27 protein-coding genes and 1 pseudogene are annotated in these 25,043 nt (G+C 44.4%); 7 read left to right on the top strand and 21 right to left on the bottom strand.

The annotated features are described in order from the left end of the window. Positions 1-143: 143 nt before the first annotated feature. The 4 genes from ACFQV5_RS16440 to ACFQV5_RS16425 all read right to left on the bottom strand — a co-directional run bounded on the left by ACFQV5_RS16440 (position 144) and on the right by ACFQV5_RS16425 (position 3,511). Positions 144-833 carry an ABC transporter permease gene (locus ACFQV5_RS16440; RefSeq protein WP_379248436.1) on the bottom strand — a complete coding sequence of 230 codons (690 nt, stop codon included), beginning with the start codon at positions 831-833 and terminating at the stop codon, positions 144-146. Next, a complete protein-coding gene (locus tag ACFQV5_RS16435) occupies positions 826-1,749 on the bottom strand; it encodes an ABC transporter ATP-binding protein (RefSeq protein ID WP_379248435.1) in 924 nt (307 codons plus the stop codon). The genes ACFQV5_RS16440 and ACFQV5_RS16435 overlap by 8 nt, the downstream gene beginning before the upstream one ends. A gap of 114 nt (positions 1,750-1,863) precedes the next feature. Continuing rightward, positions 1,864-2,808, bottom strand: coding sequence for a sensor histidine kinase (locus ACFQV5_RS16430; protein WP_379248633.1), 945 nt, complete (start codon positions 2,806-2,808; stop codon positions 1,864-1,866). A gap of 1 nt (position 2,809) precedes the next feature. Next, positions 2,810-3,511, bottom strand: coding sequence for a response regulator transcription factor (locus ACFQV5_RS16425; protein WP_379248434.1), 702 nt, complete (start codon positions 3,509-3,511; stop codon positions 2,810-2,812). Positions 3,512-3,691: 180 nt separating this feature from the next. Between ACFQV5_RS16425 and ACFQV5_RS16420 the strand changes: the two genes are divergently transcribed. Beyond that, positions 3,692-4,345 carry a cell wall hydrolase gene (locus ACFQV5_RS16420; protein ID WP_379248433.1) on the top strand — a complete coding sequence of 218 codons (654 nt, stop codon included), beginning with the start codon at positions 3,692-3,694 and terminating at the stop codon, positions 4,343-4,345. Positions 4,346-4,753: 408 nt separating this feature from the next. On the opposite strand, the pseudogene ACFQV5_RS25580 reads toward ACFQV5_RS16420, so the two are convergent. From ACFQV5_RS25580 to ACFQV5_RS16400, 4 genes and pseudogenes are all read right to left on the bottom strand, one after another. Further along, a pseudogene (locus tag ACFQV5_RS25580) lies at positions 4,754-5,141 on the bottom strand (transposase); the annotation flags it as partial. A gap of 13 nt (positions 5,142-5,154) precedes the next feature. Next, on the bottom strand, positions 5,155-5,304 hold the full coding sequence (locus ACFQV5_RS16410; protein ID WP_379248432.1) for a hypothetical protein: 150 nt from the start codon (positions 5,302-5,304) through the stop codon (positions 5,155-5,157). Positions 5,305-5,357: 53 nt separating this feature from the next. Next, on the bottom strand, positions 5,358-5,513 hold the full coding sequence (locus ACFQV5_RS16405; RefSeq protein ID WP_379248431.1) for a hypothetical protein: 156 nt from the start codon (positions 5,511-5,513) through the stop codon (positions 5,358-5,360). A 74-nt stretch (positions 5,514-5,587) separates the two neighbouring features. Continuing rightward, positions 5,588-6,637: a lactonase family protein gene (locus tag ACFQV5_RS16400; protein WP_379248631.1), complete on the bottom strand. Its 1,050-nt coding sequence runs from the start codon at positions 6,635-6,637 to the stop codon at positions 5,588-5,590. Positions 6,638-6,896: 259 nt separating this feature from the next. Between ACFQV5_RS16400 and ACFQV5_RS16395 the strand changes: the two genes are divergently transcribed. The 3 genes from ACFQV5_RS16395 (at position 6,897) to ACFQV5_RS16385 (ending at position 9,334) form a co-directional block, all read left to right on the top strand. Beyond that, entirely contained in the window at positions 6,897-8,060 is a 1,164-nt protein-coding gene (locus tag ACFQV5_RS16395) for a copper amine oxidase N-terminal domain-containing protein (RefSeq protein ID WP_379248430.1), read from the top strand. Between the two features lie 152 nt (positions 8,061-8,212). Then, positions 8,213-8,839 carry a helix-turn-helix transcriptional regulator gene (locus ACFQV5_RS16390; RefSeq protein WP_379248429.1) on the top strand — a complete coding sequence of 209 codons (627 nt, stop codon included), beginning with the start codon at positions 8,213-8,215 and terminating at the stop codon, positions 8,837-8,839. An 81-nt stretch (positions 8,840-8,920) separates the two neighbouring features. Next, the gene (locus ACFQV5_RS16385; protein WP_379248428.1) at positions 8,921-9,334 is read left to right on the top strand and encodes a hypothetical protein; all 414 of its coding nucleotides are present in this window, start codon (positions 8,921-8,923) and stop codon (positions 9,332-9,334) included. Positions 9,335-9,461: 127 nt separating this feature from the next. Here the strand turns inward: ACFQV5_RS16385 and ACFQV5_RS16380 are convergent, their stop codons facing one another. From ACFQV5_RS16380 to ACFQV5_RS16365, 4 genes are all read right to left on the bottom strand, one after another. Next, positions 9,462-11,201 (bottom strand): DUF4179 domain-containing protein, encoded by a 1,740-nt coding sequence (locus tag ACFQV5_RS16380; RefSeq protein WP_379248427.1) that lies wholly within the window; start codon positions 11,199-11,201, stop codon positions 9,462-9,464. Next, a complete protein-coding gene (locus ACFQV5_RS16375) occupies positions 11,194-11,718 on the bottom strand; it encodes a sigma-70 family RNA polymerase sigma factor (protein WP_379248426.1) in 525 nt (174 codons plus the stop codon). Before ACFQV5_RS16375 ends, ACFQV5_RS16380 begins: the two co-directional genes overlap by 8 nt. A gap of 161 nt (positions 11,719-11,879) precedes the next feature. Then, entirely contained in the window at positions 11,880-13,133 is a 1,254-nt protein-coding gene (locus ACFQV5_RS16370) for a S1C family serine protease (protein WP_379248425.1), read from the bottom strand. Between the two features lie 13 nt (positions 13,134-13,146). Further along, complete coding sequence (locus tag ACFQV5_RS16365; RefSeq protein WP_379248424.1) at positions 13,147-14,274, bottom strand: FxLYD domain-containing protein; 1,128 nt, start codon at positions 14,272-14,274, stop codon at positions 13,147-13,149. 725 nt (positions 14,275-14,999) lie between these two features. Between ACFQV5_RS16365 and ACFQV5_RS16360 the strand changes: the two genes are divergently transcribed. Then, complete coding sequence (locus tag ACFQV5_RS16360; RefSeq protein ID WP_379248423.1) at positions 15,000-15,491, top strand: cytochrome c biogenesis protein CcdC; 492 nt, start codon at positions 15,000-15,002, stop codon at positions 15,489-15,491. Positions 15,492-15,573: 82 nt separating this feature from the next. Here the strand turns inward: ACFQV5_RS16360 and ACFQV5_RS16355 are convergent, their stop codons facing one another. The 9 genes from ACFQV5_RS16355 to ACFQV5_RS16315 form a co-directional block, all read right to left on the bottom strand. Further along, a complete protein-coding gene (locus ACFQV5_RS16355) occupies positions 15,574-16,590 on the bottom strand; it encodes an NADP-dependent oxidoreductase (protein ID WP_379248422.1) in 1,017 nt (338 codons plus the stop codon). A 72-nt stretch (positions 16,591-16,662) separates the two neighbouring features. After that, a complete protein-coding gene (locus tag ACFQV5_RS16350) occupies positions 16,663-17,439 on the bottom strand; it encodes a sulfite exporter TauE/SafE family protein (RefSeq protein ID WP_379248630.1) in 777 nt (258 codons plus the stop codon). Between the two features lie 79 nt (positions 17,440-17,518). Then, on the bottom strand, positions 17,519-18,646 hold the full coding sequence (locus tag ACFQV5_RS16345; RefSeq protein ID WP_379248421.1) for an MBL fold metallo-hydrolase: 1,128 nt from the start codon (positions 18,644-18,646) through the stop codon (positions 17,519-17,521). Positions 18,647-18,698: 52 nt separating this feature from the next. Then, positions 18,699-19,274: a sulfurtransferase TusA family protein gene (locus tag ACFQV5_RS16340; RefSeq protein ID WP_379248420.1), complete on the bottom strand. Its 576-nt coding sequence runs from the start codon at positions 19,272-19,274 to the stop codon at positions 18,699-18,701. 124 nt (positions 19,275-19,398) lie between these two features. Continuing rightward, on the bottom strand, positions 19,399-19,695 hold the full coding sequence (locus ACFQV5_RS16335) for a rhodanese-like domain-containing protein (protein WP_379248419.1): 297 nt from the start codon (positions 19,693-19,695) through the stop codon (positions 19,399-19,401). Positions 19,696-19,716: 21 nt separating this feature from the next. Continuing rightward, positions 19,717-20,085, bottom strand: coding sequence for a rhodanese-like domain-containing protein (locus ACFQV5_RS16330; protein WP_379248418.1), 369 nt, complete (start codon positions 20,083-20,085; stop codon positions 19,717-19,719). A 44-nt stretch (positions 20,086-20,129) separates the two neighbouring features. Then, the gene (locus ACFQV5_RS16325; RefSeq protein WP_379248417.1) at positions 20,130-20,615 is read right to left on the bottom strand and encodes a DsrE/DsrF/DrsH-like family protein; all 486 of its coding nucleotides are present in this window, start codon (positions 20,613-20,615) and stop codon (positions 20,130-20,132) included. A gap of 66 nt (positions 20,616-20,681) precedes the next feature. Continuing rightward, positions 20,682-20,909 carry a sulfurtransferase TusA family protein gene (locus ACFQV5_RS16320; RefSeq protein WP_379248416.1) on the bottom strand — a complete coding sequence of 76 codons (228 nt, stop codon included), beginning with the start codon at positions 20,907-20,909 and terminating at the stop codon, positions 20,682-20,684. 137 nt (positions 20,910-21,046) lie between these two features. Next, positions 21,047-21,307: a metal-sensitive transcriptional regulator gene (locus ACFQV5_RS16315; protein WP_379248629.1), complete on the bottom strand. Its 261-nt coding sequence runs from the start codon at positions 21,305-21,307 to the stop codon at positions 21,047-21,049. Between the two features lie 209 nt (positions 21,308-21,516). Here ACFQV5_RS16315 and ACFQV5_RS16310 point away from each other — a divergent pair, with 209 nt between their 5' ends. Both ACFQV5_RS16310 and ACFQV5_RS16305 read left to right on the top strand, forming a co-directional pair. Beyond that, complete coding sequence (locus ACFQV5_RS16310; RefSeq protein ID WP_379248415.1) at positions 21,517-23,160, top strand: CoA-disulfide reductase; 1,644 nt, start codon at positions 21,517-21,519, stop codon at positions 23,158-23,160. A gap of 108 nt (positions 23,161-23,268) precedes the next feature. Then, complete coding sequence (locus ACFQV5_RS16305; protein WP_379248414.1) at positions 23,269-25,020, top strand: alpha-glycosidase; 1,752 nt, start codon at positions 23,269-23,271, stop codon at positions 25,018-25,020. Positions 25,021-25,043 lie beyond the last annotated feature (23 nt).

Genomic DNA, 25,043 nt, shown 5'->3' with positions numbered 1-25,043 from the left:
CGTACCTGCTTCATCCTTTGGGTGTTCCTCCGTTCATACGGTGAGAACAATCTTTATAATTCCTACCTGTTTAGTATGTTATAGGTAATTGTAATGACTCCTACGCCACCTGTCAAACCTTTTTTTATATAATTTTACAAAGACTAAATAACATCCACCTTTTCCACGTTACGAAACGACAAGTAAGCGATAAGCAGGCCTATAACACCCACCAGGATCGGGATTACAATAAACGAGCTTAGCGAGAATCCTCCATTATTAGAACTGATCAATGAGATAATAATGATCGCTGAAACAATTGTAGCTGATACTGATTTCTTACGCATTCCAAAATACAGAGGCACCATGCTGATGCCGACGGCCGACAGACCTTGAATCAATATATCGAATCCTTGATGAATCAGCAGCTCCTTTGTAGGAAAACCAGGTATGAGGTGCATAAATGAGTTTAGGACGAGAAAAAGAATGAAGATGACTATATTTGATATCAGAATCGTTATAAAAGTTATACCCATGATCAGTAGAAGTTTAGCCATGATCAACTTTTTGCGTGGTATGGGATACGTAAACATGACTGACATCGTTTTGTTATTGTATTCCTGAATAATGAGCTTTCCGATCAATACGGCTGCGAAAATAACAAATATCACCCTTACAAACGTGCTCATAGCTGTAAACACTTCTTCAAATGATCCAAACGCATCCTCAAGTTCCGGATCCAGAGATGGCAAAATTCCCATCAGCATGAGGACGCTAAAAATTGCGATTAACGCACCCTTCCAATACCAGCCCAATCTTTGCTTCTTCAATTCTAACTTCATCAGTTTAAGCATATTTTTCCCCTCCACCGGTTTGATCGATAAAATACTCTTCGAGCGAAGTACGCTTATGATGAATGGACTCAATCGCCACATCATTCAAGATGAGTGTCTTGGATACTTCTGGCTGCGAAACACCAGCCTGGTAAATCCGAATCGTATGATCGCCGATCACCTTAAAATTGTTGATCTTCAAGGTATTCTCTAGAATAAACACAGCTTTCCGGCATTGAGGTGTAACAATTTCAATAAAGTCAGAATTACGATGCTTTAGTTCGTTCATTGCGATCTCCTCTTTAAATACACCATTCTGTATAATACCGATCGTATCGGCAATCATTTCAATTTCACTAAGCAGATGGCTGGAGATAAAGAGAGTCATATGATGTTCCTTGCTGAGCACCTGAAATAAGTCTCTGAAATCCTTAATACCTGCCGGATCGAGTCCATTAATGGGCTCATCCAGAATGAGCAGTTCAGGCTTTGTTACGAGAGCTCTCGCCATGCCAAGCCGTTGTTTCATACCGAGGGAGAACTCTCCCACCGGCTTACCGTTCACTGACGTAAGCTTCACTTGTTCCATCACATCACTGATCGCTTTTTTATTATAGAAACCCATGTACTCACAGTGCATCTCCAGATTTTCCACAGCTGTCAGCTTATCGTAAAAAACAGGGTATTCAATAATGTTGCCTATGCGCTTAAATACATCAATTGAAGTTGGTGTCAGCCTCTCGCCAAATAACTCAATTTCACCGCTTGTTGGCTTAACCAGATTCAATAACATTCTCATAAACGTCGTCTTACCTGCACCGTTCGGTCCAAGAAAACCATAAATTTGTCCTTCGGAAATGTTCATACTCACATCCAACACCACTTCTTTCCCCTTAAACACCTTTGTTACATTTCGCGCACTGACGATATACCCCATAGGAATAAGCTCCTCTCATAACCTTCTCTTATTCAGCATTTGGTACAAATGCTTACCTAACAACATTCTATCCAGAAGCATTGTCATATTTATTTCGCAATTCTTACGAATCTCTTAAGTTGGTGAAGCCCGGCGAAGTTTCACAGTAAATACGGTGGACTGAAACGGTTTGCTGCGGATCGAAATATCTCCGTCCATTTGTTCAACCAGTCGTTTGGTTATGGTGAGCCCAAGTCCACTCCCCTGAAACGACTGGTTTCTGGAATCGTCCAGTGTATACATTCTCTCAAATATCCGCTGTTGATCCCGCTGGCTGATTCCTTTTCCACAATCCCATACATCCACATATACTGCACTCTCATCACTGCGCAGGGTCAAGCCGATCTTGTCCCCATCCCTGCCATATCGAAGTGCATTCGAGAGGAGATTATCAAGTACGCGGTTCAATGCTTCTTCATTACCTCTGGCATATATCTTTGTATCGGGAATATCGATCACGGGGGTAAGCTTGCTGGACTGTAATAAATCGTAGAACATCAGGATACTACTCCGGCACAGATCATTCATCTCCACCCTTGTTAGCTGAATCGATTGGTCGCCCGACTCCAGCTTCGCCAAATCAAAGAAACGGTTGATCAGCTCTACAATTTCCAGCGCCTTGGTATGTACCTTCATAAGCAAACGTTTCTGTTCCTCAGGCTCCAGATCAGGTTGACTGGTAATCATCTCAATATAACCAAGCACTACGGTAAGAGGAGTCTTTAAGTCATGAGATATATTCGCAAGCATCTTGCGCATAGCAAGTTCGGTGCGGGTAAAATCCACCTCATATTTACTTTTCAACTCTAACAGTTGATTAATCATATTCAGCAAAGTGCGCACACTGGGGTCCTCAGTTACAAGCAACACTTGCCCCTCCCTGGAGGATGTCATGACAGTCTCCAGCTTATCTGTTATGTACTTCAAATTATGTTTTACTGTTCTTCTCGCTCGGTACTGTATGATAACTATTGCAATAAGCAGAATATTGATGCCCAGCAAAAAGATAGTTAGCCCCATACTAGAATTCCCCCAGCCTGTAGCCAATTCCCCACAGTGTTTTAATATACTGCGGTGTGGAGGGCTCATCTTCAATTTTCTCACGCAATCGACTCATATGAACATTGATGACATTCTCATCCCCGAAATAATCATCATTCCAGACAGAGTTAAATATTTGTTGTTTCGTAAATACCTTTTTCGGATTGTTCAAAAAAAGCTGCAAGATTTGCAGTTCTTTTGCGGTAAGTTTGAGCTCCACCCCGTTCTTGCTCACAATCAGGTTATCCATATCCATAGACAATTCGTGCACAGTGATCACACGGGATTGTCTCTGATTTGGAGATTTATCCACGTAATGTGTGGCACGCCGGATGGCAGCTTTCACCCTTGCAGGTAATTCAATCATGGAGAACGGTTTTGCAATATAGTCATCCGCTCCGAATCCGAGTCCTATTGCCTTATCTGCCTCCCCACCTTTTGCAGACAAAATGAGAATCGGGATATGACTCTTCTCCCTTACCATTCTAAGAAAGTCCATTCCATTCAGCTTTGGAAGCATGAGATCAAGCAAAATCAAATCACAGTCATGTCTACTAAATATCTCCAGCGCTTCTTCCCCATCATGCGCATGCAATAGTTGAAAACCCTCTCCACGAAGGTAATTCATAACCATTTCCCCTATGGCAAGATCGTCCTCTACAAGCAATACTGTTCCGTTCACTCAACATTTTCCTCTCCTGTATAATTTCAGTTTATTTCTATATATAAGCAAGCAAGCGAAAAATAAAAAACGAATCGGCACGAGGCTAAAAGCCACGCGGGCTGCCGCGGATTACCAGTTTGTGGCGGTTGTACCAGACTCTCTCCATCCTTATAATTCAATCCGAAGGAGATGATTACTATGGCAAGACAGAAATGGAAGGTACTTTCGATCCTTATCGTTCTCTTACTCGTGAACACAACTACTGTCTTATCTAATAAAGCCGAAGCTCAAATAGCTCTCAAATATGGAGATGTGCATAGAGATGTATGGGACCTTCAATATCGTTTACGGACGATCAAATTGTATAGCGGTTCAATCGACGGTCATTACGGACCTGGAACAAAGGCTGCCGTTATTGCCTATCAGAAGAAGTATGGAATGGTTCCCAATGGTAAGACCAGCTTGGCAACATGGAAATCTCTTAAGAAAGTCTCTATGAGTAAATATGAAGTCGATATGATGTCTAAGGTGATATACGGCGAAGCCCGTGGAGAAAGTTATACAGGTCAGGTAGCGATCGGCGCTGTCCTTATGAACCGATTCAAGTCATCGCAATTTCCGAATACGATGAAGGGTGTTATCTATCAGAAAAATGCATTCACTGTAGTCACTGATGGGCAATTCAACCTTAAGCCGAGTCAAACAGCTTATAAAGCCGCTCTTGATGCTGTACGTGGCGTAGATCCAACCAAGAACGCTCTCTACTACTTTAATCCAAAGTTAACAACCAGTAAATGGATGTTGTCACGACCTCGTACTGTAAAGATTGGCAATCATATATTCGCAAAATAAAACTTTTCCCCGAAATAATATATCTCTCATATAGGAGCTGTCCCAAAAGATCATTAGATCTTGCAGGGCAGTTCCTTTTTACTGTTGTTGGACGCTACGGGTACGAATCATTCCTCCAATCGCTGTTGCCCCCAAATTTCCTGAACTATATCTTAACGGTAGAAATTTGGGAACAAAGGCGACCGCTGCCGCTTTTCCGGAAACGCTTCGTCCCCTCCGCTGCTTCGTTCATATCCACAAAAATATCAAACCGCATTCCCCTATGATTCTCATCTCTAGAAATCGGAAGACAATTATCCTCTCACATAAAAAAGATGGGGCTGTCCCAAAAGTAGATTGGATTTATTTAACGAGACAGCTCATTAAATAAAAAATACACAAAAAACAAATAATGGCGATTCCAGGGAATCAACCCTGCACCGCCATTTCTTTATTTTGGTCGATTGCCGCCTTTTTCAGTAAGTTATGGGCGAGCGAAAGCCAACGACCTCTAGGCTCGCTTTTGACAAACCTCGAAGCAGAATACATCTACCCTCGGTTGTTTTTGATTTTCCCAAATACACTTTCCGGTTCAATCATCCTTCCAACCGACAGCGCGCAACCTTTCTCACTTCTAAGTTTCTCACGAACTTGCTGTTTGTATCGCTGGTATTTCCATACTTACAATGACCGTTTGGGGCAGCTTACCAAGAGCAGCTTTGACCTTCTCTAAATGAGGTTTTAGGCAGCGTGTGTCCGTGGGACGTTGATGCAGACTGTAGTCTAAGATGAACTGGTTTTCTGTGCCGATTTTAATCTGACTTTGGGCTTTACAATGGCTTTACCCCATACAAACGCGTAGCGGTTGGCGCTTCAATTTTGGTGGTGAGCATTTTGGGATCCATTGGCAGATAAAGTTGATCCATGGTATATTGAAGTACAAATGAAACCGCTCCTTTTTTAGATGGTGGCTTAGACACTTCCATTCTAACAAAGGGTGGTTTCTCTGTGTTATCTGATTTTAATGGATGCCCTATGCACGAAGCAGCGGAGAGAACGAAACGGTTCCGGACCAGCGGTAGCGGTCGCCTTTGCCCCCGAATTTCTTCCCTGCTAGAATGATTCCCGGAAATTTGGGGGCAACAGCGAGGGGAGGAACGTTTCGTACGCGGAGCGTCTTGCCACGCAAAAAGAAGCTGCTCCTAAGATCTAGTGATCTTTTGGGGCAGCCTCATCTTTCTTAACTATTATCGTTTTATGCAGTTAAGCCTTCTCTACCGGACAAATACAAACTGGATGTTGAACTTCGATCGTATGTCCTGTCGCTTCAAGACGCCCCGTATCTTTATCCATCTTATAACTTGCAATAATTCCGTTGTCTTGATTAGCAGATACGATGTAACCACCAGGCAGCAGGTTAAAGTGACGTGGAGTCTTCCCACCGGAAGATACCCAGTTTACAGCCTTCAGCATACCGGTATCTGTATCAATCTCATATTGAACAATGCTGTCATGGCCTCGGTTGGACACATATAAGAACCGGCCACAAGGTGTAGCGAGAATATGAGCGCCCGTGTTATCCATCACGACGTCTTCTGGAAGGGTCGAAATATGCTGGAGCATTTTCAAATCTCCAAATGTCGCATCGTAAGCATAAACCGTAACCGTACTATTCAGTTCATTCACGCCATATACCCATTGTCCGGATGGGTGGAAAGCAACCATGCGTGGACCTGAACCCGGTGGCAGACTGATCTCACGATGTGTAACAAGTTTTCCGTCCTCGAGTCGGTACAGATTAACATCATCCATACCAAGGTCGCTGACAATTACATATTTATGATGTGGGTCTTGGATGATGGAATGTGGATGTGCCTCGGATTGACGTTCATCAATCAGTCCTCTTCCACTGTGACGAATGATAGAGGTGATCTCGCCCAATGCGCCCTCTTCCTCTAGCGAAAACACAGTAATACGTCCATCACTATAACCCGTCGTGAACAAATATTTACCGTCATACGAACGGGATACATGACATGTTCCAGAAGAATCAGACGACTTGCGGCTGAGTTCTGTTAATTTACGTGTCTCTGGATCCGCATTGTAAGCGATTATTTCACTCTCACCTTTTTCACTGACTGCATACAAAACACGATGTAATTCATCAAATTCCAAATATGTCGCATTTTCAACTCCCGCTGTTCCGTCCAGCAACTGCATCTCACCGTTCTCCAGATTCAAGCTGCCCAAATAAATCCCTTTGTCCTCAGCGGAACTATACGTCCCTATGTAGAAATAAACATCCTGCTGCATCGTCACTTCGTCTCCACTCCTTTAAAGTTCTAAATAAATAGACTAGTTATCGCGACCACATGTTATGTATTAACCCATAGTGCCTTTCATTGACCCCTTCTGCATCATTGATTCACAAAATAGATCTTTTTACTACAGCTATATTATAATCCAATATTTACATGTTCCGATAGGTATTGCTCCATTTAGGTTTGTCAGGTACGATTACCACTGTGTTTTATACCTCAATTTTACTCATAATGAAGGAGTTGACAGCTAGATGAAGAGGAAAATTGGTTTTCTAATATTTGCAATGCTATTCGTATTTACAAGTAGTATTCAGGCTGCTCCCGCTAAAACATCGGCCCAAATCCGAGTGTACCTTGACGGGAAAGTCATTAAATTTCAAGCAGCACCTGTGATTAAGAACGGTGTTACTTTCGTTCAGTTCCGTCCTCTGTTCCAGGCTCTTGGATATACGGTGAGCTGGAATAACAAGACAAAACAGGTTACAGGCACTTTTGCCGACCAAAAGCTGCAAATGAAGCTTGGATCAACGATCGCTTATGTAAACGGACAAAAGACAAAACTTGCCCTTGCACCCTATACACAAGACGGGAACACCCTTGTCCCCCTTCGTTTTGTGGCTGAATCGACTGGATATCCTGTGAAATGGGATTCCAAAGCTCGCACGATAAAAATCGACCGTAAAACGATTACTAACCAGATCAGCCTTGAAGTAAAGAAACTGTATAAAAACCAAGCAATAGCCGAAACCAAAGGTGACTACAAGCAAGCGATGGCTGCGATCCATCCGAAATCACCTTACTATAAGCAATATGAGAACAACTATAAGGAACAAGCGGCTTCCATGTTTAATGTATCCATTGCCGTCTCTGACGTCACTGTTGCAGGCTCATCTGTAATGGCTACAGTGGAGAAGCAGCTGCAGCGCACAGGAGGGGCGTTTTCCTGGGATTACACCGTTTATTTCGATGTGATCCTGAAAAAAGATGCTTCTGGCGCATGGAAGGAATACGACAGTGAACTGTTCGACTTCGAATATAATCTCCCCGATGGCTTGCTAGACAGTAAGCCAGAAGTACCTGAGGGCGATCGGACAGCGCTATTAAACACTTTGGCTACACAGTACAAAGGGTTGAATGAGAAAAACTCTCAGCTTCTCTATTCTGCTATTTATCCGGATTCGCCCTTTTACGATCTCATTAAAGCAGGGATTGATGCAGGAATGTTCGAAGAGCTGAGCTTCCACGTAACAGCAGATTCCAACCAAATTGTTCATTATCAAAATAATGAAGCCGTCATTTATGTGGAAGAAAAGGATGATATCGAGGGTGATGTCTATTATTCCTCTTCCCTATACTGGTTAAAGAAACATAACGATCAATGGCTCATTTATGATTTACTCGACATTACCGAGTAGTTCACCCGCCTTACTGCACCTCGTCTATCACCGGCTTGCCGGCGAGACGGGGTGTTTTTCAATTAACGAAGACTCGGGTAGACAGGTTCTCACGGATAAGGGATAATAATTTTCATAAAGAACTTATCATTATTAATCAGGTGGTGTTCAAGATGGAACAAACACAGGATCTGTCCACCCGGGATACCATTCTCCATATGTTAAAGACGCAGGGACCACTTAGCGCCAAGTCAATTGCATCCGCCCTTCTTGTCACCGAGATGGCGGTTCGCAGGCATCTCAGTAGTCTTGAGAAGGAAGGCGTCATAGAGACTGATCTAATTCGCCAAGCGATGGGTCGACCACTAGCCTTGTACCGACTCTCACCGCATGCAGAATCACTGTTTCCGAACAAGTATTCCACGCTAACGCTGGACCTGCTTGATGAACTGGCAGAAGAGGCTGGTGAGGGTATGGTTGCACGTCTTTTTGAACGCCGTCGTGATAAGCTTCAGCAGCGTTATGAATCCGGAATTGCCGGCAAACAGCTGGCTGACCGGGTGCGAACCCTGACAGATATTCAAAACGACAACGGGTATATGGCTGAATGTGAACAAACCGAAGACGGTAAATATGTGATTAAAGAGCATAACTGCCCGATCTCGCAGATTGCGAATCGGTATAACCATGCTTGCAGCTGTGAGCTAGAGCTATTCTCTTCTCTGCTTCAGGCGAAGGTGGAACGAACCGAATGCCTGGCTAGCGGAGGCTGCCGTTGTGTTTATGTAATAACGGAATAAATGAATTAATGGGTCTCTAGGTGAAGTTATGGGTAAGAAATAAGTACCTACATAACTTGCATTTTCAAGGAGGCACCGCCCGTGTTAGACACCATTTCGGTTATCCATGTCAATTTCCTATGCCGGCACTGTCAGGAAAACATCAAGGTCACGTTTGAACATGAACAGCTAACCAATGTTCACTGCCCAAGCTGTGATTATGGATATACGCTAATGAAACCAACCATCGGAGATGAAATTCTGCTCGATTGGGAGAAGGAAGCGATCTACCAAAAGGTTCGCGCCGAAAAAACGGAGCAGGACAATGTGGAGCTCATGGCTCTCATTGTTAAGGTTGTAGAACTCCTCACCTGGAGAGACGAAGGAAACGGTCATATTCGAGCCATTGAAACACTGCGGCAATGGCTTCTATTAAACGGTGTTCCGAAGACAATCATCGAGCTGCTGGATGCACGCGGCCCGCAAGGACAGTCACAAGCAAGGGATCGGGATTAAAGCTACTTATATACAGGATAATTAACAAAAAAGGAACGATCCTCAACATGGACCGTTCCTTTTTTGTTTCGTTTTAGGTTGTTTTCCCCGATCACGTTCCCTCGCTGCTTTTACCGTTTACCCTATCCTAATTGGAAAACTGGCCCTCTTCCATTTCATAAATATCAATCCAGTCTTCTCGGACTTCAATCGCTATAACTGCATCCTCTTTCTCAAAAAAATGAACATGCCCCATTCGCTCTTCTTCTATTTCTGCCCATCCGGCAGCTTGCAATTGTTGAAAATACTCTGTAGGAGAATAAAGCCCCTGTTCTCCCCCTATATTCTCTAGTTCATAGCGAACTTCTATTTTAATATTCGGATTGCCTGAGTTCGTTCTGATTCCTGCTTGGACTGCACCCTCAGGCTTCGGGATGCTGCTAAGGATAGACGACTTCAAAGCTTCTGCATCTGCTTCTTTGCTATCCATTACAAGAGGTACCTCGATCGACTTCTCAATGACGCCCGGATAACTGTCGAAGCTAAACGTTAACGGTTGAGGATATTCCTCTGGTTTGAGGTACAAATAATCTGTTGTCTTTCTCCCTCCTGTCTCGTTCGACGTACTCGTCGATCGGACTCCCTGCGAGGAATCATCCATCTTATGCTTGTTGCCTTTCCCGTCTATAAATTCATTGGAAATACTCACACTGCCGCGATGTTGCTCATCACTCTCTTCGTACACAAGCGTCAAGGTATGACCTTCTTTAGAATCGGTGTAAGATCCAAACTTTATGTTGTCATCAGGGGCGCTAAGCACGATCTTTTGCTCCGTATCCACGACCACTTTCATCTTGTCAGGGTCGACGGCATATAGTCCATCCGCTTTTAAGATGAGAGAGTCGATCTCATCCAACAGATTGCTGTTGAAGAAATAGGTCATGTCCCCTTTCTCATCTGGCCCAAAATTCATAGGGCTCATAAGCTGCGTGGATTCTCCATTTTTAGTTGAATCTAAATAGACATTCCACAGTCCAGACACCCTCATATTATTTCCGATATCGACATTACCTTTCAGGACAATACCTGCTGGAGAATATGTGATTTCCTGCAGTCTCATCTTCTGTCCCTGAATTTCCACGACCTCATCAAGCATCACGGTTCGGATATACTTCTGGTAGGCTTCGAGGTCAAGAGTAATGCCCACTTCCAGCTTCTCCTCACCCTTAACATCATCGTTACGACCAGCGCGGGCGTTAGCAGAATCCGGGGCGACTCGAAATACAATATTCATATCCTTGCTCATCTGGTCCGCATCGTCAAAGGTATATTCCACTTGAAGACGATGTGTTCCAGAATCAAATTCATTCGTTCCATGAGAGCTTGAGCCATAAGAAATCGGAGATTTCCCATCCTTATTCTCCAGATTAGTACCCATCACAATCGCCTTCCGGTCCGACCGATTCTCTAGTGTGTACAGCACCTTCAACTGATGCGAACCAACCAATACACCATCCACCGTAACGGTGTAATCTCCCTTCGTAACCGACTTGTCTACCGGCTGGATCATCCCGTGGTTATTAGCCGTATTCAGTGTAATGTCTCCTTCGAAGTTATGCCCTTTTAATGGTGGATAAGGTCCCGCAGCCATATGCTCGACTTCCCCAGTCTGTTGCAGGGATCCTCCCCAAACCAGTAACAAGACTACCGCTACGGCTCCAGCAAAGAGTGCTGCCCCTCTGTACCGAAGATAGGATCGTTTGGCACGTTTCCCTCTACGAATCCCTTCCTGAACAGCAGCTTCCAACTTTTCTTCTGGAATACTTGCGGCACTTTCTTCAGCATCCTGGAAATAACTTTTCAGCATTCGTTCTTCTTTTTCATACATGGATTGCCGCACCTCCTGGCTCGATTTTTTGCCGCAGCAGCTTTAATCCCTGGTGAAGTCTTGTTTTCACAGTGCCTTCTGGACAGTCCAGCACCTTGGCAATTTCAGCTACGGTCATATCCTGATAATATTTCAGGATGAGGACATGCCTGTATTTCGGCTTCATTCGATTCAATGCACGTTCTAAATCCAGCTTTGTGTCACTTACCATCTCTCCGGAATCGGTCTGACGTATTTCTTCGAATGGAACAACCCGCTTTTTCCTTTTCTGCTCATCCACACAGCAGTTAATCAGTATTCGAATCAGCCAAGTGACAAACAGCTCTGGATTTCTGAGACGCCCGCATTTACTCCATGCCCGGCAGATCGTCTCTTGAACCGCTTCGAGTGCATCGTTCTCATTGTGTAAATAGCTGTAAGCAATACCGTACAGTCGCCTCTTCTGCTCCGTAACCAAGGCATGAAATGCTGCTTCATCTCCTCTGCAGGCAGCTTGCGCCAGTTCTATATCTTTCATGACGAAGCACCTCCCCCTCCCGTTTCTACTTCCCATTTTTGTTAATCTGTTATATTAGACTGACCTTTCAGGCATAACGTTTTATTTTTTTATAAAAAGCGCCACATTGCTTATTATCAAATATTCATTTTAATATGGAATCAAAGAAAAACCGCCGGAAATTACTCCAGCGGTTTACCTGTGCCCTTCAGCATTTTTATAACTCCATTCTCGTATCCAACCTGATATGTGACTTCATATTTGCGGTAAACAGTAACACCATTTCGGCGTTCTTCTGCTGTAATAAGTCCACTAACCTCGCTCTTTCCATCAGCTACGGGCAGCGCCGATATGTAATCTACCGTCACTTGCCGTGTGTTTATATATCCCTCACGGAACTTTTCATAGCTCGTTCCATTTTGCCACTGGCTACCGAGTAAGGAGTACGCCGTTACATAATCCTCCGTACTCAGGCTTAAATAATATGAGTAGATAAGACCTTCTGCCTCTTCCTCACCAATGGAACCAGGAGCTGACGAAGCAGAAGCTCCGGTGGCTACCGTGTTGGAAGAATCCTGCGCTCCTGCAATGGAGTGCCCTGTCCATTCTTCCGCCATGGTTACCACTTGATTCATCGGTATGCTAAATCCGATCGTCCCTTGCGTCATAATCGCTGAATTGATCCCGACAACCTTCCCTGTGTCCGAATTAATGAGCGGCCCTCCGCTGTTCCCTGGAGCAATGGGTGCAGAGGTCTGGTACAGATTACGATAAACGTAAGAATCCAGTTCAAACTCGCGATCCAGTCCACTGATAATTCCGGTTGTTACCGTGTTCTCCAGACCGAGCGGGCTGCCGAGTGCAAGCACCGGGTCACCGACCTCTGCCTTATTCTGAGTTTCGAGTGGTAACGGATCCTGACCAGCCAATCCAGGCACCCGAATAACAGCCACATCCAGACTTGCTCCGATTCCGATCACTGTCCCGGCATATTCACGCTTATCTAGTCCAGTGACAGTCACATCACTGTATCCATCAACAACGTGTGCATTGGTAAGCAGATCTCCGTAACGGTTAAACAGAAATCCCGAACCAATGCCGCTCATCGTTTTGATCGTGAATACTTTCTTCTGACTTTGCTTAATGATGTCTTTTACACTAAGAGCCTTATTGCCTTCAGGCTCACTCTGCATATCATTGCCATTATCCTTATCGGGCTGAGCCGAAGTACTTGAGGCCACTTTCTCAGTATCGCTTGCCTTCTTTTCCTTGCTGCTGTTCTCTCCCATTGTCTTTACGCTATCTGCAGACGCTGCTAAAAGCGGTCCTTGTTGACCTTCTTTAACGAGAGTGGCATAAACCCAGACTGCTCCAACGGCACCCGCTCCAAGTATGATGAGACAGGAGAGGAAGCTAGCGAATATCTTTTTGTTCATGATTGTCTTCCCCCTATTCCACGTACCACGTGATGTTATCGACTACCGCTTTACCTTCGGTATAAGCTCCGTACAGTACCGAGCTAAACTCCCCGCTCTCCCCGCGTTCCAGCACATAAGGAGATACATCAATCGTACCGTTTCCAAGTAAATATCCATCCAGACTATAAATGGATAGTTCAATCTGCACTGAAGAGATAGGTTTGGTCGCCACGTTCTTAACCTGTCCCGTTACTCGTAGATCCCCGTAATCATCCAGCACCGTATACACATTTACCACTTCCACAGCCGCCGTCCGATTAACCAAATCCTCTTCTGCAGCTTTCTGCCGGGCAAGTTCTATGCGTTTCGCCTCCGCTCGTTCAAAGGCAGCTTGTTCTTGAACAATCCTCTCCTGCTGTTCTAGGAGCCGTTTATCACCCGTGGCATAAGCGAGACCGCCTTCAACAGCCAGAGATGCTCCGTTAAAATCATTTGTTTTCAGCCGTTCAGCAGCTTGACTGAGGCTAACCTCAACGATCTTGGAAATGATCTGCTTCTGAAGTTCAGCAGCTTCTTTTCCCTTTAGTTTGTTGATCTCTTCCAGCTTATCCGCAAGTTCGGGAACTGTGGCCAGCTTATCAAGTTCAGCTTTAACTTTCATAACTGACAAGGTAACTTGTGACCCAGACAGGTCATTCTTCAGCGGCTTGAACAGCGGCTCCGATCGAGATTTCAGCCTCTTGCTTAAAGCGGCTAATGTCTTTTCTGCTTCGGTTATCTTCTGCGCTTTAAGACTACTCCGCGCCTTATTCAGTTGTTCATCCAGTGCTTGCGCTTCAGCGGCAATCTCTCGGTCGAGCAAGACACCCTGATGCTCTGGTCTCTTCACAAGTGCAGCGTCCAGCAGCTCGGTAGCTTCCTTATATTTTCCTTCAAGCGCAGTCTTCTGCGCTTGTGTCTGTAGCGCGATTACCTCTTTATTGATCTTATCCTCATAAACGTAATAAACAGCGAGACTCATAGCCGTCGTCAGAAGCAGCATCAATGGTATAAGCCATGTGAACGGACTTCCCTTACGTTCTGGCTTACGCTCTGGCTTAGCTTGCGAAGCTGATTTTTGGCTATTCACAGCAACCTTAGATTTGACCGTATGAACCAATTCCTCACCACATGATGAACATGTTCGCTGAATTGATGAATTTTTAGATCCACATGCATGACAGTACAACTTGCTCTCCCCCATTAAATGCGGCAATCATTCGATCCCCGTCTATATGAAATATTTTCCTATATAATCATATAGTAAAATTATCCTAGGTAAAAGGGTCTATTTCTTGTGATAGGACATCCATTGACAATCCACGCAAAAAACTGTCCTCTAGGGACAGTTGGATTTTAGATTACTTTTCATATGTTTAAAGCAATTTACCGGCTTCTTTTTCTTCTTGGACGGAATACAGAATGATAGAAAATATAACAAAGACCACACACAAGCAAAATAACAGCTGTAAACCATATAACGGGAAGCAAGTAAGGCGCATGTTCACTCGCTATAAATAGTAGGTAAGCCGAAATCGTATACATCATCAAAAATATTACAGTGCGCTTGTATAGATCCATATAGGACAACCTCACTTCCCCTATGTTGTTGTTATAAATCTACATTTTTTATCATTTCCATAACATTATGGTAACTTAAAAGGTGAAAGTTTGCACTCAAAATATGGTAAATCTATAAATTTTTATTTCACTATCCATTCTCACTTACACTTTCACGAAAAGAGACAAGTCTAAAAAAATCATGAATTTTTTCACACATCGTTCTGTGCTATAATTATGAATACATATAAGTGTGATATTTCTGATGGAAAGAGGTCCTGAATTGTGGTTGATCTGAATTCCCCAATTCTTCAAATAGGTATAACCATTGGCATGCTGGTCATGGCACTCGCTGCTATCTTTATTCGTGTGAAACTTGGAAATCGTCCGGTAACGATTAAAAAAATCATTATTCCGCCGCTAGGTATGACAACAGGATTCATCATGTTTGTTGAGCCAGATGTTCGAATCCCTATCTTATGGGGAATTATCGCATTCCTAGTCGGATGGGTTGTCTTCTCATACCCTCTGATCCGTGGAACAAAATTTGAGAAGATTGACGGTCAAATCTTCATTCAACGCTCCCGTAGCTTTGTGTACATCCTGCTCGGACTGCTTACTGTACGTCTGCTGCTGCATGGATACATTGAGCGGCATATTTCTATTCCGCAAACAGCAGCCCTGTTCTTCCTGCTCGCTTACGGTATGATCACTCACTGGCGTTTCTCGATGTACCGTCAGTATCAGCAGATCACGAAGTCGGAGTTAATGGTCTGACAGACACTCTAAATCTGCATCTGAAAGAGGCTTCCGGAATTTCCTCCGGGAGCCTCTTTTCTTTAAACGATGATCTTTAGTATTATTTTGATATTTCGCTTACCTTTACTAACTGTTTCCCAAGATTATCGCCAGAGAACAGACCAAGAAACGCTTCGATTGTATTCTCAAAACCCTCAACGATATTCTCGGCGTATTGAACACGGCCATCGGCTACCCATTTTGCCAGCTCAGTCATGGCTTTCGGATAATCTTTTGAATAATCCCCAACTAGGAATCCTTTCATTAAGGCCGTATTTGTCAAAATCGCACTCTGAATCCGCGGACCTTGATCTGGCTTCTTCAGATTATAAAGTGCAATTTGACCACAAATCGGAATCCGCGCGTTTTTGTTGATGAGCGATATGACCGCATCCGATACTTCACCGCCCACATTGTCAAAGTATACGTCCACTCCGTTCGGGCAGGCCTTCTCAAGTGCAGCCTTCAGGTCAGGTTCGGTACGGTAATTAAGAGCCTCATCAAAACCAAGCTGCTGCTTCAGGTATTTGTTCTTCTCATCCGAACCTGCTATCCCAACAACTCTAGCCCCTTTAAGTTTCGCAATTTGGCCGACAACCATACCAACAGCCCCCGCCGCACCAGACACAACAACCGTCTCGCCTTCCTTCGGCTGACCAATATCAAGCAGTCCGAAATAAGCAGTAAGCCCGGTCATACCAAGGACACCAAGAGATGTCGAAATGGGCGCTAAATCCGGATCAATTGTCCGAAGCGTGGATGTATTTACTGCAGCATAACGCTGCCAACCCCAAACCCCTGCCACAATATCTCCTTGCTTAAACTCAGGATCTGTCGATTCCATGACCTGTCCTATGGCTCCGCTCTTAATGACTTCGCCTATCTTGTAGGGTTCAGCATAGCTTTTCGTCTCGCTTAATCGTCCTCTTATATAGGGATCGACTGATAAATAGAGTGTCCGGACCAGACATTCTCCAGCTTGAGGCACTGGCAAAGGCTCTTCTTCGATCGAAAAGTTACTTTTCTCAGGCATTCCTTGCGGACGGCTGGCTAACAAAATCTTTTCGTTGATGGACATATGATGGCTAACCTCCTAATCAGAATAGAATATAACTCCAGTCCTTTTATATGTTTAACCAAACTGACCACTTTAAAAAATATCGAGCCATATCTTGATGGCCGTAGCCAGGATTAGAACAGCCAATATCACCTGCAATACTTTAGTGTTCATCTTCTTACCAGCCAAAGCACCGAGCGGAGAAGCAATCAAGCTTGCAACAACCATAATAAAGGCGGGGAAATATTCGACCTGCCCGGTCGTAACCTTCCCAACTGTCGAACCGATCGAGGATATAAAAGTAATTGCAAGCGAGGATGCAATAGTCATTCTTGTCGGTATTTTCAGCACGACGAGCATGATGGGCACGAGCAAAAACGCTCCGGCTGCACCAACGATACCAGCACCAATACCAACGACTAAGGCCAGGACAGCAGCAAGCCACTTGTTAAAATTCACTTGATCTAACGGGATGTCATCCACCCCTTTTTTCGGAATAAACATCATAATCGCAGCGATCAATGCCAGTATGCCATAAATGATATTAATCCCATCCTCACTCATCGACTGAGAACCGAAGCCCCCGATAAAGCTACCGATCAAAATAGCAGCCCCCATGTAGATAATGAGTGTTTTGTTTAAATACCCTCCTTTGCGATAAGCCCATACCCCGCCTAATGTGGCGAATAACACCTGAACGGCGCTAATGCCAGATACCTCATGTGCGGTAAATGCCGCCAGCCCGAACAGTGGCGGTATATATAATAGCATCGGGTATTTGATGATGGACCCGCCGATGCCTACCATACCTGAAATATAAGAGCCAATAAAACCAATTAAGAAAATGGTTAGTATATATGCAAAGCTCATATCCATCGTTTCATCCTCCTTCTTCATAAGAGCTTCTATTTTTCAGTTAAGAAAAGGGAACCAAAGCGGTTCCCCTAATTTATCGAACCGCACAACGGTTCGGTCCAATTTCCATCTCTCGTTGTCTTTCATCGTCTGGATTGATCTTCCCCATATTCGTTTGACGGATATCCTGATAAGCGTTTGGCTGCGGTGGAAGGTTTGTCGTAACCATGTTCCGGAATACCTGATCATCTGTAATGTTTAGACCATGATTGGATGCATACAGCTCACCTAGCTTCCTCGCTACGGTACCATCTTCGTTCAATTCTTCCATGATCATAAAGTGGGCTGGAAGCACAATCAGCTCATCCGAGAGCTTTTTATAACGGGTATAGAGCGTTTCGCGTAAATCGCCAACCCAGTCTTCTGCAAGTCCAGCCAAATCCGGTCTGCCAATCGAATCGATAAACAAAATATCACCTGTCAACAGGTAGCGATCATCAATAACAAAAGAAGTCGAACCAATTGTATGTCCAGGAGAGTACAGTGCCTCAATGCTGATCAAGGTGTTACCGATCATTACTTCGTCACCATCTTCAAGCGGCTGATAATTGAACACAACCTCTCCAGCATCTTTAGGAGGGAGCCAGTACGTTGCATTCACCTTCTCCGCAATGGATCGTCCTCCTGATATGTGATCCGCATGTAAGTGCGTGTCAAACACATGCTTGATTTCGGCATTTACACTTTTGGCAAAATCAATATAAGTCTCTGTCATTCTTGTCGCATCAAATAGCGCCGCTTCTCCATTCGAGACAGCCATATAAGAAAGGCACCCTTTACCAACCCGTACGAACTGGTACAGCTCTCCCCCATCCTTCAAGTTTCCAAGTTTCACGGGTACAAGATGCTCGCTCCAAGCCTTCATGCCGCCCTTCAGATATCTTACGGCACGTCCTTGGTCTGACAACATCTCAGCCACCATGATGGATGATCCTTCCTTAGCACATACAACAAGCACTTCTTGTTCCGTAGGAATCTGATCCAATATATCTTCCACACCGTCTAGCAGATCGAAATAAGGAATGTTCAAATATTCGAAATTTTGTCCTTCGATCTTCCAATCTTCAAAATCCGTCTTGTTTCGAACGTCCAGAATAAACATTCTCTGTTTATGGATCGCCTTCTCAGCAACTTCCTGGACCTGCATCTCAATGACTGACATAATATACTTCCTCCCTTATTCTTAGATGCTATGTTAAGGCTATAATTCGCCGTTATTCATTCATATTAGCTGTGGGTCCGCTCCAACTGCTCATTCCGGGAACAACATTGAGCACTCGCTCAAATCCGTTCGCTGCTAGCTTCTGGGCGGCCATGTCACTACGGGTCCCAGTACGACATATCACATAAATTTCTGCCTGCTTATTCAGCTCCCCAAGGCAATTTTCTATATCTCCCAATGGAATGGATACCGCATTCGGGATATGCCTAAAGGCATATTCGGCAGGTTCTCGGACGTCTAGAACAACAATGGATTCATCCGACTGGAGCTTTTGCTCCAGCTGTGCGTTATCTGCGATGTGAGGATAGGAAGGCGTTCCTTTCTCTTCATCAGAAGCCTTGCGCAAAAAATGTTTCAGTACATCTCCGTCCTCCACCGTGCCCAGATATTGCTGACCTGTGCTTTCCGCCCAAGCCTGTAAGTCTGCCTTCGAACCTTTATCTGTGGCTTGCACTTCCAGAACCTGTCCAGCCTCCATCTCCTTCATCACTTTCCGAGTTCGTACGATCGGCATCGGGCAAGCCAAGCCTTTGGCATCCAACATTACGTTCGAGTATATCGATTCCATACTATAAAAACCTCCTGTTTTCATTTAATACCCACCGGGGTATATTGCATTCCGAAAAAAATGGTGCTTTAACGCACCGGTAAAACGATCTAGCATCAAATGGATCTATAGTTCGCGCATATCATTATTCTGTTTTGCCTTCCCATGCCAGCATACCACCCGTCATGTTAATGACGTTGTATCCTTGGTGTTCAAGATATTCTGTTGCACGGCTGCTTCGGCCGCCAGAACGGCATACCATAATATATTCCTTGGATTTATCCAGGTCTTGCTTGCGGAACTCTACCAATCCAAGAGGAATGTTAACAGCACCAGGGATTTTCCCTGCTTCAACCTCATCCGTTTCTCTAACATCAATGATATTCAGGCTGCTGCCTTCATTAAGCAATCTCTCAACTTCAACAGGTGTGATTTCCTTCATGATCATAAGACCTCCTATAATTTATTTAGATGAAGACCAGGCACTCATACCGCCTTTTACGTTCGTTACCTTATTAAAACTTAATTTCCTTAGCATTTTACTAGCTGTGTTACTGCGCATCCCGCTTTGACAGATAACCACAACTTCACGGTCACGAGAAAGTTCAGCGCTCTTCTGAGCAAGCTGCTGCAGGGGAATGTTGTTGAAGCCTTTAATATGATTTGCTTTATACTCACTAGGTGTACGGACATCAATGAACTGTTTGTTCTTGTCTAGTAATTCATTCTTTAACTCAGTCGCCGTAATCTGCCGAATTCCCTTTGCCGGAAGCATTCGCCAGAGCAAAAACAATACGATAAGTGCGATGATAATAATATTGAGATAGTCCAACTATATAACCCTCTCTCTTTAACGGGAAGATTCCCGGGTGAAAATTAGATAAACAAGTTGACGTTACCATCTTGCGCATCCGCCAAATAAGCAGCAACACCTGCGTATTCTACATGATCGAGAAGCTCTTCCTTCTGAAGGCCGAGCAAATCCATCGTCATGGTGCAAGCGACCAGCTTGATATCCTGCTCTTGAGCCATTTCAATCAATTGTGGAAGTGGCACCGCGTTATGCTTCTTGATCACATCTTTAATCATCTTAGGACCCATGCCGGCGTAATTCATTTTTGATAGCCCCATTTTGTCGGCGCCTCTTGGCATCATCTTGCCGAACAATTTTTCCATAAAACCCTTCTTTACAGGAACCATCACATCTTCGTCTTTACGAAGTGCATTCAATCCCCAAAAGGTATGAAAAATAGTAACCTCATGATCGTAAGCAGCCGCGCCGTTGGCAATAATATATGCGGCCATTGCTTTATCGTACTCACCGCTGAATAGCACGATGGTTGTTTTCTTCTGATCAGACACTGTACTAATTCCTCCTCTTTACCCACTCTTTTACCCCATGGGGTATATGAAAATCCAAAAAAAATATTACCCTTTCTTAATCCAGAACGACAGTACACCATTCTCTTCTTTATGATCCACTACTTCATTACCATTGGCTTTAGCCCATGCGGTCAAATCGTTCTTCGCACCCTTATCTGTGCTTTGAATCTCCAGTACCTGCCCCTGCTCCATATCGTTCATGGCCTTCTTCGTCTTAACAATTGGCATAGGACAAGCCAAACCTTTAGCATCTAATACTTTGTCTGCATTCATAATAGAATCCTCCTAAACTGATTGTGATTGTAGATATAAATCAACTTCAAAAAAACATAGGCTTTAGATTTTGTAATCCTCATATACCCATACGGGTATATTATAGGATGTAGAAAGGGGTGTCAACCCTTTCGGTATTAACGGCTTTTAACCAATAGGTTGACCGCTTCAATAACAAGCTCTTCCGTATTATGGCCGTTCTCTTCTGCAGTACGGACACATTCAACGAGATTCGAGCTGACAACAACTCCGATTGTCCGGTCAATCGCTGTCCGTGCTGCTGAAAGTTGAGTGATCACTTCCTTACAGTCCTTGTTCTCTTCCATCATTTTCAGAATACCGCGAAGCTGTCCTTCAATCCGCTTTACACGATTTTTCATTTGATCATTATAATCCATCATGGTTCTTCCTCCATTCCACTCTATTATATATTGTCATATCCTTTACTCAATTATATATCACATGTCTATAATATGTACCCCATAGGGTATATTGTCAAGTTCCATCTTCCAACATACTCGTTTAGATATTTGTCACTTTTTTTTCGAGTCATATATGTTATCATACCCCCATGGGTATAAAATAAACCTTTCTGGAGGTATGAACTATGAGCAAGAAGATCATTATTGTTGGCGGTGTAGCAGGTGGAGCATCCGCAGCAGCACGATTGCGAAGATTGGACGAAAGCTCAACGATTATCATGGTTGAACGCGGTGAACATATTTCTTTTGCTAACTGTGGTCTCCCCTACTATATAGGAGAAACAATTAAAGAACGCGGCAAGCTGATGGTCCAGACGGTGGAGGGCATGAGCAAGAGATTCAATCTGGACATCCGCAATCTGAGCGAAGTCGTGTCCATCCAGCGTGATAATAAATCGGTAGCCATTAAGAACCTGTCCACAGGTGAGATTTACACAGAAAGTTACGACTACCTTATTTTATCTCCCGGGGCTAAGCCAATTATACCGAACATTGCAGGTCTTAATGAGGCTGAGCATGTCTTTACGATTCGCAACATTCCGGATACAGACCAAATCAAACATTATGTAGACACGCATAAGCCTGCTCAGGCGGTTATCGTTGGTGGCGGATTTATTGGGCTTGAGATGGCAGAGAACCTTGCTGATCGCGGAATCAAGGTAACCTTGATTGAAATGGCTAACCAGGTTATGGCACCTCTCGATTATGAAATGGCATCTATCGTCCAAACCCATCTGAAAGAGAAAGGTATTACCCTCATTCTTGAAGACGGGGTTGAATCCTTCGCTGATCAAGGAAAAATAATTGAGTTATCCAGTGGCACAAAAGTATCTACAGACATGACCATACTATCCATCGGTGTTAAACCGGAGAATAAACTTGCCGTTAATGCAGGGCTTGATATTGGTGAACGTGGTGGAATTAAGGTTAACGAATATATGCAAACGAATGATGAGAGCATCTATGCGATTGGCGATGCAGTAATGGTCACCGATTATATTCATCAGAAACCAGCTATGATCCCACTGGCTGGACCAGCCAACCGACAAGGCCGTTTAGTGGCAGATCATATTTATGGAAAGAACGTCTCCTATAAAGGAACGCTTGGAACGTCTATCGCCAAAGTGTTCGATCTGACCGTCGCTGCGACAGGAAGCAATGAAAAACGACTCAAACAGCTCGGGCTTCCATACCAAGCCGTTCATATTCATCCTTCTTCTCATGCTGGTTATTACCCAGGGGCATATCCGATTTCATTGAAGCTATTGTTTAATCCGGAGAATGGACGAATTTACGGAGCGCAAGCGGTAGGGAAAGATGGTGTGGACAAGCGAATTGACGTCATCGCAACGGCGATCAAAGGTAACCTCGATGTGTACGATTTGACGGAGCTCGAACTTTCTTATGCTCCCCCTTACTCTTCAGCCAAAGATCCGGTGAACTATGCTGGTTACGTGGCCTCGAATATTATGGATGGTCAAGTCGAGACCGTACAATGGCATGAGATCGACGATTTGGTGAAAAACGGCGGGATGCTTATTGATGTCCGTGAACCTGCTGAAAGAAAAGGAGGTTACATAAAGGGCTCCATCAACATTCCTCTGAACGAGCTGCGCAGCCGTTTAAATGAGCTTCCGAAGGGTAAAATATTGTATGTAAGTTGCCAAGTTGGACTTCGAGGTTATCTAGCATCCCGCATACTGTCTGAGCACGGATTCCGTGTGAAAAATCTCGATGGTGGCTGGAAGACCTATTCTTCTGTTCAGTAAGCAGCAGAAATAACTTACGATTTTAAGGAAACTTCTTATAAAAGGTACATCCTCGGCTATACTTAGTCCTGAGTGTACCTTTTTTAAATATGAAAGGAGGACTTCTACATGTTTCTAGAAGCGATATATCATCGTCCGCGCAAAAACTGGTCTTATGCTTATGATGGTCGCACCATTCACCTTCGAATCCGTACCAAAAAGGACGATATGACCGAGATATACGCTTTAACTGGCGATAAATACTTGTGGGATCAAACGATGGAGTACATACCGATGGCGAAGCTATCCTCGGATGAGCTATTTGATTACTGGGAGTGCGAGGTACAGCCATCTTACCGAAGGCTTAAATACGGCTTCCTCCTGCAGCAGGGTCGTGAGAAATGCTGGATGACAGAATACGGTTTTCTTACAGAGCCTCCCGCGAATCCCGACCGTCTCTTTGAGTATCCGTTCATCAATCCAGCGGACGTATTTACAACACCCGATTGGGTAAAAGACGCAGTCTTTTATCAGATCTTCCCTGAGCGTTTTGCCAACGGTGATCCAAGTAACGATCCTAAGGACGTCCTTCCTTGGGGAAGCACTGAACCAACACCAACAAACTTCTTCGGCGGAGATTTGCAAGGTGTCATAGACCATCTGGACCACCTGACAGAACTTGGTGTTAACGCCATCTACTTCACACCGCTTTTCACCGCAACGACAAATCATAAATACGATACCGAGGATTACTTGCAGATCGATCCGCAGTTCGGTGATAAAGATACATTAAAAAAACTAGTTGATCTATGCCATGAACGCGGAATACGTGTACTGATGGATGCTGTATACAATCATTCCGGTCGTACCTTCGCTCCTTTTGTAGATGTAGAGAAAAATGGAGAACACTCTAAATTCAAGGATTGGTTCTATGTCCGTTCCTTTCCGCTGGAAGTGGTTGACGGCATTCCCACATACGACACATTTTCATTTGAGCCGCACATGCCAAAACTAAATACGCACAATCCGGAAGTGAAGCAATACCTGCTACAATCGGCCGAGTACTGGATTAAAGAAATCGGTATCGACGGCTGGCGTTTGGATGTGGCGAACGAAGTGGGCCATCAGTTCTGGCGCGAATTCCGACAGGTGGTTAAGGCAGCAAATCCTGATGCTTATATTTTGGGTGAAGTGTGGCATGAATCTTCAATCTGGCTGGAGGGCGATCAATTCGACGCAGTCATGAACTATCCGTTCACCTATGCCGTACTCGATTTCTTCATTAACCGATCCGTTGATGCCGAGAAATTCTCCTTCATGCAGGGTAAGCAGTTGGCTGGCTATCCCCGTCAGGCAAGTGAAGTCGCCTTTAATCTGCTGGACAGCCATGATACGGCGCGTCTGCTTACACAAGCGAATGGCGACAAACGCCTGATGAAGCTCGCAGCCTTGTTCCAATTTACGTACTTCGGAACTCCGTGTATCTATTACGGTGACGAGATCGGTATGGACGGTGGTAATGATCCAGGTTGCCGGAAGTGCATGGAGTGGGATGAGAGCAAACAGGATAAGGATCTCTTCTCCTTCTATCAAACGATCATCAAACTGCGTAAAGAACACTCCGCTCTGCGTACCGGAACATTCAAGTTCCTTATCGCAGAACATCAGGGCGGTAAGCTTGCTTACATGCGTGAAGATGACAACGAAACGATCGTTGTGCTCATAAATAACGATAAGGTAGCCCAATCCATTATGGTACCTGTCTTTGAGCAGGACTGGAGCAATCTTTGGAACGGGGAATCCGTCCATGCACACAAAGGACAGCTTACCGTGAAGCTTCCAGCTTACGGCTTTACACTGCTCAAAGCTATTCCATCCTAGAAGCTGCGATTAACTGACTAACG

The sequence above is a fragment of the Paenibacillus sp. GCM10028914 genome, assembly GCF_042666275.1.
Taxonomy (GTDB): domain Bacteria; phylum Bacillota; class Bacilli; order Paenibacillales; family Paenibacillaceae; genus Paenibacillus_AQ.
This window is presented reverse-complemented; position numbering and strand designations above follow the sequence as displayed.

Coding starts and splice junctions, on each gene's coding strand:
- ACFQV5_RS16375 (WP_379248426.1), bottom strand. CDS start 11,718: ATGAAAGATATAGAACTGGCGCAAGCTGCCTGCAGAGGAGATGAAGCA.
- ACFQV5_RS16315 (WP_379248629.1), bottom strand. CDS start 21,307: ATGGATTATAATGATCAAATGAAAAATCGTGTAAAGCGGATTGAAGGA.
- ACFQV5_RS16400 (WP_379248631.1), bottom strand. CDS start 6,637: ATGCAGCAGGATGTTTATTTCTACATAGGGACGTATAGTTCCGCTGAG.
- ACFQV5_RS16395 (WP_379248430.1), top strand. CDS start 6,897: ATGAAGAGGAAAATTGGTTTTCTAATATTTGCAATGCTATTCGTATTT.
- ACFQV5_RS16390 (WP_379248429.1), top strand. CDS start 8,213: ATGGAACAAACACAGGATCTGTCCACCCGGGATACCATTCTCCATATG.
- ACFQV5_RS16430 (WP_379248633.1), bottom strand. CDS start 2,808: ATGGGGCTAACTATCTTTTTGCTGGGCATCAATATTCTGCTTATTGCA.
- ACFQV5_RS16440 (WP_379248436.1), bottom strand. CDS start 833: ATGCTTAAACTGATGAAGTTAGAATTGAAGAAGCAAAGATTGGGCTGG.
- ACFQV5_RS16380 (WP_379248427.1), bottom strand. CDS start 11,201: ATGTATGAAAAAGAAGAACGAATGCTGAAAAGTTATTTCCAGGATGCT.
- ACFQV5_RS16340 (WP_379248420.1), bottom strand. CDS start 19,274: ATGGAATCGATATACTCGAACGTAATGTTGGATGCCAAAGGCTTGGCT.
- ACFQV5_RS16435 (WP_379248435.1), bottom strand. CDS start 1,749: ATGGGGTATATCGTCAGTGCGCGAAATGTAACAAAGGTGTTTAAGGGG.
- ACFQV5_RS16310 (WP_379248415.1), top strand. CDS start 21,517: ATGAGCAAGAAGATCATTATTGTTGGCGGTGTAGCAGGTGGAGCATCC.
- ACFQV5_RS16350 (WP_379248630.1), bottom strand. CDS start 17,439: ATGAGCTTTGCATATATACTAACCATTTTCTTAATTGGTTTTATTGGC.
- ACFQV5_RS16335 (WP_379248419.1), bottom strand. CDS start 19,695: ATGAAGGAAATCACACCTGTTGAAGTTGAGAGATTGCTTAATGAAGGC.
- ACFQV5_RS16420 (WP_379248433.1), top strand. CDS start 3,692: ATGGCAAGACAGAAATGGAAGGTACTTTCGATCCTTATCGTTCTCTTA.
- ACFQV5_RS16370 (WP_379248425.1), bottom strand. CDS start 13,133: ATGAACAAAAAGATATTCGCTAGCTTCCTCTCCTGTCTCATCATACTT.
- ACFQV5_RS16305 (WP_379248414.1), top strand. CDS start 23,269: ATGTTTCTAGAAGCGATATATCATCGTCCGCGCAAAAACTGGTCTTAT.
- ACFQV5_RS16345 (WP_379248421.1), bottom strand. CDS start 18,646: ATGTCAGTCATTGAGATGCAGGTCCAGGAAGTTGCTGAGAAGGCGATC.
- ACFQV5_RS16320 (WP_379248416.1), bottom strand. CDS start 20,909: ATGAATGCAGACAAAGTATTAGATGCTAAAGGTTTGGCTTGTCCTATG.
- ACFQV5_RS16355 (WP_379248422.1), bottom strand. CDS start 16,590: ATGTCCATCAACGAAAAGATTTTGTTAGCCAGCCGTCCGCAAGGAATG.